10 protein-coding genes are annotated in these 16,625 nt (G+C 33.4%); 7 read left to right on the forward strand and 3 right to left on the reverse strand.

The window, feature by feature from the left end:
* Positions 1–200: 200 nt before the first annotated feature.
* Complete coding sequence (locus CL818_RS00730; RefSeq protein WP_272974374.1) at positions 201–2,141, reverse strand: putative porin; 1,941 nt, start codon at positions 2,139–2,141, stop codon at positions 201–203.
* A gap of 96 nt (positions 2,142–2,237) precedes the next feature.
* On the opposite strand from CL818_RS00730, the gene rnhB reads away from it, so the two are divergent.
* Together rnhB and CL818_RS00740 are read left to right on the forward strand one after the other, a co-directional pair.
* Positions 2,238–2,837 (forward strand): ribonuclease HII, encoded by a 600-nt coding sequence (rnhB, locus tag CL818_RS00735; RefSeq protein ID WP_272974373.1) that lies wholly within the window; start codon positions 2,238–2,240, stop codon positions 2,835–2,837.
* A 65-nt stretch (positions 2,838–2,902) separates the two neighbouring features.
* Positions 2,903–5,374 (forward strand): ribonuclease HII, encoded by a 2,472-nt coding sequence (locus tag CL818_RS00740; RefSeq protein ID WP_286971129.1) that lies wholly within the window; start codon positions 2,903–2,905, stop codon positions 5,372–5,374.
* Here the strand turns inward: CL818_RS00740 and lipB are convergent.
* Positions 5,371–6,072 carry a lipoyl(octanoyl) transferase LipB gene (gene lipB, locus CL818_RS00745; RefSeq protein WP_013186870.1) on the reverse strand — a complete coding sequence of 234 codons (702 nt, stop codon included), beginning with the start codon at positions 6,070–6,072 and terminating at the stop codon, positions 5,371–5,373. The two genes, CL818_RS00740 and lipB, sit on opposite strands and share 4 nt — an antisense overlap.
* A gap of 182 nt (positions 6,073–6,254) precedes the next feature.
* On the opposite strand from lipB, the gene CL818_RS00750 reads away from it, so the two are divergent.
* On the forward strand, positions 6,255–8,483 hold the full coding sequence (locus CL818_RS00750; protein WP_286971136.1) for a zinc-dependent metalloprotease: 2,229 nt from the start codon (positions 6,255–6,257) through the stop codon (positions 8,481–8,483).
* Positions 8,484–8,538: 55 nt separating this feature from the next.
* On the opposite strand, the gene CL818_RS00755 is transcribed toward CL818_RS00750, so the two are convergent.
* Positions 8,539–8,697 (reverse strand): YqaE/Pmp3 family membrane protein, encoded by a 159-nt coding sequence (locus tag CL818_RS00755; RefSeq protein WP_013186867.1) that lies wholly within the window; start codon positions 8,695–8,697, stop codon positions 8,539–8,541.
* A 116-nt stretch (positions 8,698–8,813) separates the two neighbouring features.
* Between CL818_RS00755 and lysS the strand changes: the two genes are divergently transcribed.
* From lysS to CL818_RS00775, 4 genes are all read left to right on the forward strand, one after another.
* Positions 8,814–10,505 (forward strand): lysine--tRNA ligase, encoded by a 1,692-nt coding sequence (gene lysS, locus CL818_RS00760; protein ID WP_013186866.1) that lies wholly within the window; start codon positions 8,814–8,816, stop codon positions 10,503–10,505.
* 364 nt (positions 10,506–10,869) lie between these two features.
* A complete protein-coding gene (locus CL818_RS00765; RefSeq protein ID WP_502692185.1) occupies positions 10,870–11,715 on the forward strand; it encodes a phage tail-like protein in 846 nt (281 codons plus the stop codon).
* An 85-nt stretch (positions 11,716–11,800) separates the two neighbouring features.
* Entirely contained in the window at positions 11,801–14,305 is a 2,505-nt protein-coding gene (locus CL818_RS00770; protein WP_286971141.1) for a zinc-dependent metalloprotease, read from the forward strand.
* Between the two features lie 219 nt (positions 14,306–14,524).
* Positions 14,525–16,549, forward strand: coding sequence for an alkaline phosphatase D family protein (locus CL818_RS00775; RefSeq protein ID WP_286971143.1), 2,025 nt, complete (start codon positions 14,525–14,527; stop codon positions 16,547–16,549).
* Positions 16,550–16,625: the final 76 nt, after the last annotated feature.

Here is a 16,625-nt window from a genome sequence, read left to right on the forward strand (position 1 = left end):
AATATAAAACCTTTTTTTAAACTACAAAACAATTTTTAAAAAAATATTTTTTTGCCGTTTTCACTAACGCCTTTCGTTGTTAGCGGGTGCAAATATACATCCCTTTTTGAATCCCACAAGCATTTATTTCAACTATTTTAAAAATAATTTTCAGTTTAAACATAAGATGCTGATTTTTAGAGACTATAGAAATAAAAAAATTACAAGAAAAAATCCCAAACTATTCCAAACCTTACCACAAAGTCTCTATAAGGGTAGTTTGGTGCTGTAAAATTATTATTGCCGAGTAGTATAGAATTTGCATTTTCAAGCTTAAAAAAGACTCTTGCCTGCCTTATTTTAGCATTAAAAAAGAAATCGACTGCTGGAAAGCCTTCAATTCTTTCATCATTTTGAACAAAAAAATCTGAAAGTACAGGATCATATCCATTGGCATTAAAACCTGAAAAATATTTACCTGTAAAACCAGCTTGAAGGTATAGTGCTTTTTTGAACCAATAGTCTTGATAATATAATGAGTGTCTTAAAACAACCTCTGGAACATTAAATACAGTATCTCCATCTGAAACATTTTGATACATTATAGTATTAGCTAATCCAAAATAGCCAAAATTAAAATTGTTTTGAAATTTTATCCTTAAGTAGCTTACAGTTTCATCATACTGTATTGGCTTAACTTGGTCTTCTTCGTTTAAGCCGAAGTAAGTGTAATTATCTATTATCGTATTTGAGGCTGTTAACTTACCGTATTTATCAGATTGTAATCTAACTTCAAAATTTTGGATTGACTCGTTACTAAAATCATTTTGCCAATTATAGTTTATATAATCACTTTGATATAACTGAAACGTGTAATTAGGAGATCGGTCATTAGAGCTTATTGTCGCACCTATGTTTAATTCATCAATTATACTATAGGAAGCATCTGCTAAAAAATAATTACCATTAGTATCGCCAGAGACACTCGTCATTAAGTTCGCTTTCACTTTAAACTTCCCTATTGTATTAAAGTATTCTGCTCCTACCTGAGGTATTTCACCCAAAAGCCTATTAGCTATAAAAGTGTTATCAACGTTTACTGTCCTATTATAACCATAATTAAAGTCTGTATAACCTGCCTTAACTGTAAATTCACCTAATGTTTTATTATAGTAGGTTAATCTACCTTCATTATATATATCTTGAAATTCAGTTAGGTTTTGTAAATCTGTAGTTTCAAAAGAGTCTCCAAAAAGTGAGCTAGGTGTAATTTGAGTATACTCTAGTTCTTTGTCTGTGAATTTCATTTTATGCCCTACAGATACTTCATTGTTTGGTATTGAATCGGAGGACTTTATTATATAGTATTTGTGATCTAGATAAAATCGCCTGGAATCCATCAAACTTTGGGCATCTTGAAAATTAACCTCTAATACACTTCTATCATCAAATTCCTGTATTTCGTCTATATATTGTTGAACAGCTTCTTCTGTTAATCCTCCATTTTCATTTATTGTGTAGTCTTGCGCTACAAAATGACTCTTTATATAGTATCTTTTGTTTTTAGTATTATAACTAAAGCCTAATCTTAAATTACCAACACTTGTTAAAGAGCTTTGGAACTTCCCTAAAGATCTTAATCCTTTGTAGGCAACAAAGAAGTTAAATTGGGGTGACGTATTAGATGTAAATAAAGCATCTAAATTCTGTCCTTGTTCTAATACGGTTTTAAAATACAACTCTGTAAAAGGTGTAGCAACATTATAGTAGTTTATGTCTTCTACTTCATAATGATTAAAGTGTTTTGCTCTCGCACCAAATTTTGGTGCTATATAGACATCATTGAATTCATATCCCAATTTAGTATAAGGTTGGCCAACATTATTAAAAGGGAGCAATTCAAAATCATCTTTTTGTAAATAGTTCCATTTATAGTCCTTATATATAGACAAGGTTGTATCTACATAGGTAGTATCATTTTTCGCAGATATAATTTTATAATCTGTAATTGGAGGTCGCTCTCTTTTATCTATTACGGTTTGTTGACTATTATTTTGCCTGTTTTGAGTGCCTGTTGGATTTATTTCTGAACCTATAAAATCTTGAGCAGTCATTGTAGTTGCCCAAGTGATTAAAACAGAAAGTAGAAGAAGTTGTTTCATTATATATATTACTGAAGCAAAAGTATGTTTTTTTAACGAGTCTATTTCTTATAAATTGTTTGCTATGACCTTATCTATTTTAATACTTTAGCACCCATGTTATTACCGCAATACTTATTAGATGTTATAGAGTGTGGCACAGACGAAGCTGGAAGAGGTTGTCTTGCAGGTCCAGTTACAGCAGCAGCCGTTATTCTTCCACAAGGCTTCAATAATCCCGTTTTAAATGACAGTAAAAAATTAACTCATAAACAAAGAGATTTACTAAGACCAATTATTGAAACAGAAGCTGTTTCATTTTCTGTTATACATATAGATATAGATACTATAGATACGATAAATATTCTTAATGCATCTATTTTAGGGATGCAGGAATCTATAAGAAGTCTACAAACAAAACCTGAACATATAGCTGTAGATGGCAATAGGTTTAAACCTTGTGATGATATTCCTTATAAATGTATTATTAAAGGTGACGGCAAATATTTAAATATTGCTAGCGCATCTATATTAGCAAAAACATATAGGGATAACTATATGGAGAAAATACACGAAGAATTTCCGATGTACAATTGGAAACAGAATAAGGGGTACCCAACTAAAGAACATAGAGAAGCTATAAGAACTCACGGCCCTTCAAAATATCATAGAAAAAGCTTTAGGCTATTACCAGAACAATACCAATTTAACTTTTAATATCTTAAATAGTCTGTTCACTAAAATACAGATGGTCTTGTTACATTTGTAAAAATTGAATTGCTATGAAAAAGTACCTTTTCCTATTAATAGGTATTACAATACTAGGATGTACAAAGAAGACATCTCAATCAGAAACTCTGGCACATTACGCTCCTAAAGATGCCGCTATAGTTTTTAGCATTAAAAGTTTAGACATCTTTACTTCTAATCTTCAGAATAATGAATTTATTTATGACAATTCAGATTTTCACCTCAACCAAGATACTAAGGAGGTTTTACAAAATTTAAAATATATTAAAACGCCTAATAGCGCATTACTATCATTTTCTAAAATCGGTCAAAATGAATTTGGGTTTACGTTTATCACTAAAGACTCACCTAATTTAATACAGACAGACTCCATAGCTAATAAAACTATTGAAAGTCAAGATTACTCAAATAAGACAATAAAAAAACTAACTTTAGAAAACTCGGTATCCTACGCCACCACTTTAGACAGTATTTTTATAGCCAGCAACTCTAAATTGCTAATTGAGAATGCAATTAGAAATTACAGTAATAATATTAAGAACCAGGATTTAAAGGAATTAATAGACACAAGCGGAGATGGCACTTCAGTTTTTATTAATACAACATACTTTAATACAGCATTCAACGATTACTTTTCAAACACTAAAAATCTCCCTATTGAAAAGTTTACCACCAACTTATCTCTAGATCTCGAAATAAGCCAAAAAACTCTTCAACTAAATGGTGTAGCAATTACTAACGATTCTATTCCCAAAATTCTTGACATTTTTAAAGGTGTAGAACCTCAAGAAACTCACATCGCTAAAATTACTCCTTTAAGTGCTACAGGCTTTTACTCTTTTACATATAACAGTTTTGAAATATTAAGAGAAAATTTAAAAACGTATCACGCTAAGGATAGAGCTTTAAACCCTGTTTCAAACGAAGCCTTTTTTAACTCTTTAAATGAAGTTGGAGTAATTTATAATAATGACCAGAGCATAGTTACTGTTCATTCTCTAGATCCTGATGTAACTGAACAAGCTTTAATAAGCCAACAAGATGAAGAAAAAAGTTATAGAGATGTTACTATTTTCAAATTAAGCTCATCTAATATGTTTACTGAAGCTTTAAACCCTCTTATAACTATTGAAGGATTAAATTACTATACAAGAATAAAAGACTATTACCTTTTTGCTAAGGATACAGAAGCACTTGAAAACATTATCGCTAATTACCAAAACAAATCAATCTTAGGAGAACAAGATTATTACATAGATGTTTCAAAAAGCTTGAGTGATGAAAGCTCTATATTAATGGTAACAAATACAGATGAGCTAAAAAACAAGCTTCCTAATATCGTGGACTCAAAATTTAAATCATCTGCTGAGAAAATTAAATTTAAAGATCATAAGCTTGCTGCACTTCAATTTATATACGAGCGTAATTTTGCACACGTACACGCTATAATTGAAAAAGCTGGTGCAAAGTCATCATCTAATGGCATCTCTCAAGTTGCAACAGTAAAACTAGATGCTAGTTTACAGAACACGCCTAGGCTTTTTAAAAATCATACTAACAAAACCAGAGACATTGTAGTGCAAGATGTATCTAACACCCTATATCTTATATCGAACAAAGGAAAAATAAAGTGGAAAAAAAATCTTGGCGCTGCCATTTTAGGAGACATAACAGAAGTAGATTTATATAGAAATGGCAAATACCAACTTGCATTTGCTACTCAAGACAAATTATATGTTTTAGATAGAAATGGTAAAGAAGTAGAAAATTTCCCAATAGAATTTAAGGATCCTATTACTCAACCACTAGCTGTATTCGATTATGACCGTAACAGAAAATACAGATTTCTAGTAACCCAAGGAAATTCTGTGCTTATGTATAATAAGGACGCAAAACGTGTTACTGGATTTAAATTTGACAAAGCAGACAAGACCATAGTAACACAACCTAAACATATTAGAATTGGCAGCCGAGATTACATCTTAGTAATGTCAAATTCTGGAAAGCTAAATATCTTAAGTAGAACTGGAACAGAACGTGTTTCTATTAAGACCAATCTAGATATCTCAGATAACAATTGGTATAAGTATGAAAACACGTTTGCCAATACCAATGAAAATGGTGAGCTAATGCAAATTTCAGAAAAAGGGAAACTAAATATTACAAAACTAGGATTACCACAAGATCATTATATAGAAAGTACAAACAAGACATTTGTAAGCTTAGCTGAAAATAAATTAACTATAAAGGGTAAAACGATAGAGTTAGATTTTGGGCTGTATACAAGACCTCAGATATTTTATATTAATAATAAAATTTACGTGAGTGTTACAGACACACAGTCTCATAAAGTGTATTTATTTGATAGTAATGGTATACTAAGACCTAACTTCCCTGTGTATGGTAATTCTCAAATTGATTTTGAAAATATGGATTCAGACAATAATTTAGAGTTTGTCGTAAAAGGCGAAGAAGATAGTGTCCTTATATATAAGGTAAACTAACCTTTAAGTTCAGCTTCAAACAAATTTAAAAAGTGATGTAATAGTTTTTCTCTTACATCATTCATATTCACTTCTGCAACACCAAGCTCTACATTAAGAGATGTAACTGCTTTCCCTTTTATGCCACAAGGTATCATATTATCAAAATAACCAAGGTTAGTATTTACGTTCAAAGCAAATCCATGCATAGTTACCCAACGGCTTGCCCTAACACCCATTGCACATATTTTTCGTGCAAACGGTGTACCTACATCTAACCAAACACCTGTCTCTCCTTTACTACGCTCAGAAGTTATGCCGTAATCTTTAAGGGTAAGAATAACCATTTCTTCTAACAGCCTAAGATACTTATGTATATCTGTAAAGAAATTTTCAAGATCTAAAATAGGGTATCCAACAATTTGTCCTGGACCGTGATAAGTAATATCGCCACCTCTATTTATCTTGTAAAAAGTAGCATCAATCTCTTTAAGGTAATCTTCTGTAACCAATAGGTTTTCAAAGTCACCACTTTTACCTAAAGTATAAACGTGAGGATGCTCAACAAATAAAAGATAGTTTGGGGTTTCCAACTCTAAGTCTTCTCTTCTGTTTCGTATTTTCAAATCAAGAATTTCTTTAAAAAGTTGTTCTTGATAGTCCCAAGTGTCCTTATAATCTTTAAGACCTAAATTTTGAAGTGTAATTTGCTTATTCATCTCTGCAAATTTCGTGAAAATTTATGAGTAATACCTTTTTTAAGCCTTTTGTCGAAACTACACTACATCTTATAGAATTCATAGCAACAAACAGGGCTTTAATTTTGCACTTCGTTAATATATTAACTGTTTTTAATGAATTATCTTTAATAATCATATTTTTAAGTATTGAATCCTCATCTATGAAAAAAATTACATTATTTGTATTGCTGTGTTGTTTTGTCTTCTCGGGCTTTTCTCAAGAAAATTTATGGCAATTAGCCGAAGTTTCTAAAATAGAACAATCTTCACAATTTTTAAGACGTTCAAACCCTACTAAATTTTCATTATACACTTTAAACTTAAACTCTCTTTCAAACACATTATCTAAAACACATCTAAGCAAAGCCAAAGATGTCTTATTAAAGTTTCCTTTAGCAGATGGTAATTTTGAAACCTTTAGAGTAACAGAAAACTCTAACTTTCAAGATGGGTTACAAGCTAGTCATCCAAACATTAGAGCTTATAAAGGAGTTAGTTTAAAAAACAAATCAACCGTTATTAACTTTAGCGTTTCTCCAACAATGGGCTTAAACGCTATGATTACATCAGGAAAATTTGGCTCATTCTTTATAGACACTTACACAAAAGATAAGGCAACATATATGGCATATGAGCGCCAAAATCTTCCAGCTCCAGATGAAGCGTTTCAATGTGAGGTTATTGGTAACTCAGCATTAAATCAACTACCTAACTCGTCATCTAGTAAAAATGCAAATGATGGTGTATTAAGAAACTACAGATTGGCATTAGCTTGTACGGGAGAGTATGCGCAGTTTCACTTAGATGCTGCAGGTATTCCTATTACAGACATCACAACGCCAGATTCTGAAAAGAAAGCTGTTGTTTTAGAAGCTATGAATGTTTCTATGACAAGAGTAAATGGTATTTACGAGAGAGATATTTCTATTCATATGGATATTGTAGACAATAATGAAGACATAATTTTTCTAAATTTTGCTACAGATCCTTATGTTAATGAAGATGGTGTATCTATGCTTGCTACAAACCAAGCTACGTGTGATGGTATAATAGGAGAAGAAAATTATGATATAGGTCATGTGTACAGTACCGGTGGTGGTGGTGTAGCATTTCTGGGTGTACCTTGTAGCTTACAAAAAGCTGGTGGTGTTACAGGTTTGCCAGAGCCAACAGGAGATCCATATTGGGTAGATTATGTATCACACGAAATGGGACATCAATTTGGTGCAAATCATACACAAAATAATGACTGCCAAAGAAATGGCAGTACATCTATGGAACCAGGAAGCGCCTCTACTATCTTAGGATATGCAGGTATTTGCGCTCCAAATGTTCAAACAAATAGTGATGCACACTTTCACGCCATTAGTATAGATGAAATTTGGAATTATGTGAACACACAAGATTGTGAAGTACAGACTCCAACTGGAAATACTGCACCGCAAGCTATTGCTCCAGCAGATTTTACAATACCAGCATCTACGCCTTTTCAACTAGATGCAATTGGTATAGATAGTGACAATGATGAACTTACATACTGCTGGGAACAAATAGACGAAGAAATTGGTGAGGTTATGCCTCCAGATCCTACAAATACATTAGGACCAATGTTTAGGTCTTTACCTCCTACTACAGAAAGAACTCGATTTATGCCAGATATGCTTACTGTTATGCAAGGCTTATCTGCAAATATTTGGGAAGTTGTTCCGTCTGTTAACAGAACAATGGAGTTTAGAGTAACGGTTAGAGACAATGCACTTAATGGTGCAAGCTCTGCTTCTGATGATGTTATTGTAACTGTTGACTCTTCTTCTGGTCCTTTCATTATTACTTCTCAAAATACAGAAACCACTTGGGAGCCAGGTTCTAGTCAAACAATTACTTGGGATGTTGCAAATACAGATCAAGCACCTATAAACACAACAAATGTAAACATCTTGTTTTCTGAGGATGATGGCCTTACATTTCCAACGACATTGGCATCTAATGTACCAAATGATGGTAGTCAAGATATAACTGCACCAAATCTCCTTACTACAACTGCAAGAGTAAAAATTGTACCTGTGGGCAATTCGTACTTTGATGTTAATGATGCTCCTATAACAATTGATGGTGTTTTAGCAACTACAGATATAAATGAAAATTTTGGGACAACCATTTACCCAAACCCTTCAACAGGAAACTTTACGGTACAATTTAATCCCTTAGCAAAACAAGATATCTCGATAGCACTAATAGATATTAGAGGTCGTCTCATTACGACTAAGCATTTTTCTCATCAAGAATCATTCAACAGAACTCTCAATTTTAGCCAAGCCTCAAAAGGTGTATATTTTATTAAAATAACTAACGGAGACTATCAAATTACCGAAAAAATAGTCATAAAGTAGTGTTCACCTTATAGGTATATAAAGCGAAATCAAATGTATTTGATTTCGCTTTTTTTTATCGGTTTGGGTTATTTAAAATTACCAAAGCTGCAATTACTCCAGGAATCCATCCACAAAGTGTTAGTAAGAAAACAATTAAAATACTTCCACAGCCTTTATCTATAACAGCTAAAGGTGGAAACAAAATTGAAAGTAAAACTCTAAAAAATCCCATGATATAAGTTTTGATTTGATTGATGTATATAATAGGTCTATAAACAAATCCTAATGTTACAACTATTGATTGCTTACTACATAAATGGTATCTTTGCACGCTTAAAACTAAAGTAAATGCAACTCTCTGAACAAGAAATCGTAAGACGCGAAAAACTAAGCCAACTGCGCGAGTTGGGCATTAATCCATATCCAGCAGATTTATATCCTGTCAAACAAACTACTGCAGATATTAAAAACAACTTTGAAGATGGTAAGAAAGTTGTAATTGCTGGACGTTTATTACAGAAAAACATTCAGGGAAAAGCATCTTTTGGTCAATTGCAGGATAGCGCAGGTCGAATTCAAGTTTACTTTAACAGAGATGAAATTTGTGAAGGTGAAGACAAAACACTTTATAATACAGTATTTAAAAAGCTTTTAGATTTAGGAGACTTTATAGGTATTGAAGGTGAATTATTCACAACACAAGTTGGAGAAAAAACCGTAATGGTTAAGAATTTCTCCATCCTAAGTAAATCACTAAGACCTTTACCGTTACCTAAAAAAGATAAAGATGGTAATGTGTATGATGAGTTTAATGATCCAGAGTTACGTTATCGCCAACGTTATGTAGACTTAGTAGTTAACCCAAAAGTAAAAGAAGTCTTTGTTAAACGTACAAAGCTTTTTAATGCTATGCGTAATTTCTTTAATGATGCTGGCTATTTTGAAGTTGAAACACCTATCCTACAACCAATTCCTGGCGGAGCTGCAGCAAAGCCATTTATATCTCACCACAATGCCTTAGACATACCTTTATATATGCGTATTGCTAATGAGCTCTATTTAAAGCGTCTTATTGTTGGTGGTTTTGATGGTGTATATGAGTTTTCTAAAAACTTTAGAAACGAAGGTATGGACCGTACCCATAATCCAGAATTTACAGCGATGGAAATTTATGTAGCCTACAAAGACTACAATTGGATGATGGAGTTTACTGAAAATTTACTTGAGCACTGTGCAGTAGCAGTAAACGGAAAAACAGAAGCTACTTTTGGAGAACACACCGTTAACTTTAAAGCACCTTATGCTAGAGTAACTATGACAGACTCCATAAAACACTTTACAGGTTTCGATATTTCTGGAAAAACTGAAAAAGAGCTTTATGAAGCTGCTAAAGGTATGGGTATCGATGTAGATGAAACTATGGGTAAAGGAAAGCTTATCGATGAGATTTTTGGAGAAAAATGTGAGGGCAACTATATACAACCTACATTTATTACAGATTATCCTAAAGAAATGAGTCCTTTATGTAAGGAACATAGAGACAATCCAGAGTTAACTGAACGTTTTGAGTTAATGGTTTGCGGTAAAGAAATTGCAAATGCATATTCAGAACTTAATGACCCTATAGATCAACGTGAACGTTTTGAGGCACAATTAAAACTTGCAGATCGTGGAGATGACGAGGCTATGTTTATAGATCAAGATTTCTTACGTGCTTTAGAGTATGGTATGCCACCTACTTCTGGTTTAGGTATTGGTATGGACCGTTTAATTATGTTCTTAACAAACAACCAAAGTATACAAGAGGTTCTATTCTTTCCTCAAATGAAACCAGAAAAGACAATTTCTGTTGAACTTAATGAAGATGAAAAACTCATTTTTGAATTACTTAAAAAACAATCTCCAGCAGAGCTTGATAGTATAAAAGCAGATTCTGGTTTAAGTAACAAAAAATGGGACAAAGCTGTAAAAGGATTACGTGCTAAAGATGTGGCAACTGTTAATAAAACAGATAACGGTTTGTTCGTTGAGCTTTTATAAACGTATAATCAGTTAATGATTAAAATAAAAAACAGGATGTTTCTACATCCTGTTTTTTTTGTCATTAAAACGACTGTAAAATCACATTTAATTCAAGTTTCTAAATTAAACCTAAGATTTCCTATTAAATAATATATAATTCAACTCTTAATATGGTTCAACCATAGCGACAACTTATGTATTTTTTGCATAGTTAATCAATCGTTTAGTTAAAATTATGCGTTTAATTTAAATGTTATCAGGCATAGATAATGACTCGATAATCCTCGTTAAAGTTTGTACTTTTGCCGTCGAAATACATATTTCTGACACAAAAGCTTATTTTATGATGATTACCAACAAATGTTTAACATTTTACCTTATAATGTTTTTTAGTATTTCAGGAAGTGTTGTAACATCTGCACAAGTAGGAATTGGCACAACAACACCTCAAGGCGCCTTAGACATATCTAGCTCTAATTCTGGCGTTGTTATTCCTAGAGTCGGAATTACATCTGCTACAGATAATACCACAGTAATTAATCCTAATGGCGGCGCAGTATTACCTAGTACTATGATATATAATGATGGTAGTGGCGGTTTTACACCTGTAGGTTTTTTATTTTGGAATGGCGCAAACTGGACGGCAGTATCTGGTAAAAGCTCTGGAGATATAAAACATGGGTTTCAGTCTGCAGACCATAATGGATGGTATTTATTAGATGGCCGTTCCATATCAAGTTTACCTGCTAACGCACAAACAGCTGCAAATAACCTAGGCTTTTCTGGAAACTTACCAGATGCTACAAATAGAGTTTTAAAAAATACAAACGGTTCAGAAACTTTAGGTAGTACAACTGGCTCAAATTCTGTCACGTTATCACAAGCAAACCTTCCAAATTTTGATATGAGTGGAACAACGTCCACAGATGGAAACCACAATCACTCAGGTTCAACTTCTGAAGATGGAGAACACGACCACGATTATCTAGATGCAGGAGTTGGAAGTATAAGAGTTAGAGAAAATGGNGGGCAATCTACATTNGTTGCNAATNANGTNACAATNACAGATGAAACAGATGAAGATGGAGATCACACGCACTCTTTAAATATTAATTCTAATGGTAATCACAACCATACCGTATCTGTAAATTCTGGAGGTAGTAATAGAGCTATTAATACTACACCAGCAAGTCTAGTGACCAATACCTTTATATTCTTGGGTAAATAATCACTATCCATAACTTCATCATCATATAGTTATACGCTTTATCGATGTTTTCAGTATCTTGTAGGTTTATTAATCAAACTTACATATGAGATATTCTTATTTAATGCGCTTAGGCTTTGTAGGCGCTATGGCGGTCGGCATTTCCAGTTGTGCCGTTTTCCAGCCAAACAAGAAGGCGAATTCAAAAACTGCTGCCGCCGCAAAGAAAAAACCAGAAAAAGGAGACATTCAACCTTACAGTAAAGTCATCACTAAAGATGCAAAAAGCGACGAAGGTCTTTTCACAGTACACAAACTAAAAGAAAATTACTTTTACGAGATACCAGACAGTCTTTTTAACAGAGAGATGCTAATGGTAACTCGTATTGCAAAAACAGCTACCAATATTGGTTTTGGTGGTGGTAAGCAAAACACACAAGTATTACGNTGGGAAAAGAAAGATAAGCAAGTTTTACTAAGAGTTGTTTCTCATCAAATTTACGCTGCAGANTCTTTACCAATTCATGAGGCNGTAGTNAATTCTAATTTCGANCCTATACTCTATTCATTTCCNATTAAAGCATTCAAAAAAGATTCTATAGCAAACAATACTGTTATTGATGTTACAGAGCTTTTTAATAAGGATGTTAAAGCTTTAGGTTTCCCTGAAAGCAGACGTAAATCTTACAAAATATCACGTCTTGATGAAAAGCGTTCATATATTGATACTATTAGAAGCTATCCATTAAACGTTGAAGCACGACACATNAAAACTTATAATGCTGGTGCACCACCAAGCAACTCAAGTACAGGTTCTATTTCATTAATGATGAGCAATTCTATGATATTGCTNCCTAAAGAACCTATGAAACGCCGTTACTTTGATCAACGNGTTGGTTGGTTTGCAAGAGGGCAAGTGGATTACGGNCAAGATGCTCAAAAAAGTAAAACACTTACGTATTTAGATAGATGGAGGTTAGAAGTAAAAGATGAAGATAAAGCCAAGTTTGAACGTGGTGAGTTGGTAGAACCTAAAAANCAAATTGTTTATTATATAGATAGAGCAACACCTAAAAAATGGCGCCCATATATTAAACAAGGAATAGAAGATTGGCAAGTAGCCTTTGAAGCTGCAGGTTTTAAAAATGCAATTATTGCTAAAGATCCTCCAAGTGTAGAGGAAGATCCAGATTGGAGTCCAGAAGATGTACGCTATTCTGTTGTGCGTTATTTAGCATCTCCTATTCCTAACGCAAACGGACCTCACGTAAGTGATCCTCGNTCTGGAGAGATTTTAGAGAGCGACATAAATTGGTACCACAATGTTATGACCTTGTTGCGCAATTGGTTCTTTATACAAACTGCAGCTATTAACCCAGACGCAAGAGGTGTTGAGTTTAAAGACGAAGTTATGGGGCGTTTAATACGTTTTGTATCTTCTCACGAAGTTGGACATACATTAGGATTACCTCATAATATGGGAAGTAGTGTTGCTTATCCTGTAGAGAATTTAAGAGATCCAGAGTTTACTAAAAAGTATGGTACNGCACCTTCTATAATGGATTACGCTCGCTTTAACTACGTTGCACAACCTGGAGATGGTGATGTTGCCTTAATGCCAAACATTGGTATNTATGACAAATATGCTATTAAATGGGGTTATCGTCCTATTCTAAATGAATCTGCAAANGATGAAAAGGAAACTTTAGATGCTTGGATTTTAGAGCACGCTGGNGATCCTATGTATAGGTTTGGTAAGCAACAGTCTGGTGTTATAGANCCTAGTTCTCAAACCGAAGANTTAGGAGATGATGCTGTACTTGCAAGCCAATATGGTATTGCTAACCTTAAGAGAATTGTCCCTAATTTATTTGAATGGACAAAAGAAGATGGTAAAGATTATGAAGATTTAGAAACTCTATATGGTCAAGTTCTTTCTCAATACAACCGCTATATGGGTCACGTCTCAAATAATATTGGTGGTGTTTATGAATACTATAAAACATATGACCAAGATGGCGCAGTATACACTCACGTTCCTAAAGAAAAGCAAGAAAATGCTATGAAGTTTATTCAGGATGANTTATTTACAACTCCAGAATGGCTTATAGATCAAGAGATTTTTAATAGAATTGAATTTGATGGTAATATAGAGCGCATTAGAGGTTACCAAGTAAGAACTCTAAATAACATTCTTGATTTTGGTAGAATGGCTAGATTACTNGAAAATGAAGAGGTAAATGGCAGCAAAGCATATGGTTTNTTAGATATGATGACNGACTTACGTGAAGGCTTATTTAATGAGGTGAGAAATGGAAANANTATTAATCGCTACAGAAGAAATCTTCAACGTGCATATATAGAGCGTTTAGAAATGTTAATGACAGAAGANCAATCTGCTATTCCTGCAGCTTANAGACGTTATGTNTCTAGAAGTAATATAGATGTGTCTCAAAGTGATATTCGCCCAGTAGTTAGAGGAGAATTAGAAACATTACAAGGGCAAGTTAAAAGAGCTTCAAACAGAACTGGAGACAAGATGACAAAATATCATCTTAAAGATTTAGCCGAACGTATAGATTTAATTTTAAATCCTATNACAAAACCTTAATCTAACTTAAGGTTATACTTTTAAAAAGCTTCCTCTATACCGAGGAAGCTTTTTTTATGCATAAAACTACGATTAAGTGCATAGGTGTTGTTAAATATTAATCAACCNCTAACATTGTTAGTATTAGGATTAAAGAACGTTTACACAGTCATCATCTTAAGGTAACTGCATCTACTTTGCTTTGAAGGTAATTTTGCAAAATAACTAAAGCAAGCTACCATGAAACATATTTTACTATTAGGTTTTCTAATAATTGNACTTTCATCGAAAGGACAAAACATTCAATACCAACGTTCCTCAAACAATTTAGCCACACAATCTTCTACAGCAGTATTTAATGAAGANTTACAACCATTTTATCANGGCGTTGCCTCTGGTGATCCTCTGGCAGATCGTGTTATAATTTGGACTCGTGTAACTCCAGAAAACAATGAGACAACTATTGATGTGCAATGGAGAGTTGCTACAGATATAGAATTTACAAATGTAGTGTTACAAGGAGCTACNACTACAGATGCAACTGTAGATTATACTGTAAAAGTAGATGCTATTGGTCTTAATCCTGCAACTACATACTACTANCACTTTTTTGCTTTAGNAAGAAGCTCAATCATAGGTAGAACTAGAACAGCACCAAGTGCAGATGCAGATCAACTAAGGTTTGCTATAACAAGCTGCTCAAACTATCAAGCAGGATATTTTAATGCGTATAAGAAAATTGCCCAACGCCAAGACTTAGATGCTGTTATACATTTAGGAGACTATATTTATGAATATGGTTCTGGACCTGGAACATATGGTTATAGCGCAGAAAGACCAGATAGAGCAAATGAACCTTCTAATGAAATTATTTCTTTAGTAGATTACAGAACACGTTACTCATTATATAGGTTAGATCCAGATTTAAGAGCTGTGCACCAACAAAACCCATTCATTACAATTTGGGATGATCACGAAAGCACTAATGACAGTTACAAAGATGGTGCAGAAAACCATAATGATGGTGAAGGCGAATGGGAAGACCGCAAAGCNATTTCTAAACAGGTTTATTTCGAATGGTTGCCTATAAGAAATCATCCAGATAATAAAATTTCAAGAACACTTAATTACGGTAATCTTGCAACTATAATTAACTTAGACACACGTCTTGAAGGTAGAGAACTACAAATAGATGATGTAAATGATCCAGAATTATACAACGTAAATCGAACAATGCTTGGTGAGCCACAAAGAGATTGGTTCTTTGACGAACTTAGTAACTCAACCGCAAAATGGAAAATAGTCTCTAACCAAGTAATGCTTGCTGAATTTAACTTAGGCTGGGCTTCTGGTGGTCTAGGGTTAGGTGGTGATGAACTTGAGAGTTCCTTCTTAGATATATGGGATGGATATCCTGCAGAACGAGATAAAATTTTAGATCACATACAAGACAACAATATTAATGATGTCGTTTTTTTAACGGGAGATATTCACACTTCGTTTTCTTATGATGTTTCTAAGAGGCCAACAGACAACCATCCAGATGCAGATAACCAAGACTTTATGGTTGATTATGATCCAAATACAGGAAATGGATCTATAGCAGTTGAATTTGTTGGGCCAAGTGTGACTTCAGATAATTTTGATGAAGTTTTAACTGCAGCAGGATCTGCCTATATTGCTTCTGGCATAAACCAATCAAGCGTTGCTAACGGTTTTTCTAATCCTAATCCGCACATGAAATATACTAACCTAAACGATCACGGTTACTATATACTAGACTTAACTAACACTAAAGCACAGGCAGATTACTACTTTATAGATATATTGAATTCTGACTCTAACACTGAAGCTTTTGATGAAGGTTGGTTTACAAACACGTTAGATAACCACCTAACACAAGCAACCGAAGCCGCACCAGAAAAAAATGAACAACCAGAATTAGCACCTGTTGAAGTTCCAGATTTTGGTACACTTTCAAATGATGAGTTTACTTCAAAAGATTTAGCTGTATTTAGCCTATACCCTAACCCACTTTTTAGTAACAACATTTTATACTTACAATATGGTGTTAAGAATGATACCAGAATAAAAATAAGTTTATACAACTTACAAGGTAAACAAGTTCACACATTTTATAATAAGGAGACGCCACAAGGAATTTTCTTTAGCGGTTTTACATTACCGGCAATAGCTAATGGCAACTATATTTTAAACATTTCAACAAGAGACACTACCATTTCAAAACAAATTATTATCAAGTAAACACCTCTTATTTGTTAATACCAAGCTACTTTTTAATTAAAGTAGCTTTTTTATTTAAACCATTTAAGTTTTTAAG

The sequence above is a fragment of the Croceibacter sp. genome, from assembly GCF_002716225.1.
Classification (GTDB): Bacteria; Bacteroidota; Bacteroidia; order Flavobacteriales; family Flavobacteriaceae; genus Croceibacter; species Croceibacter atlanticus.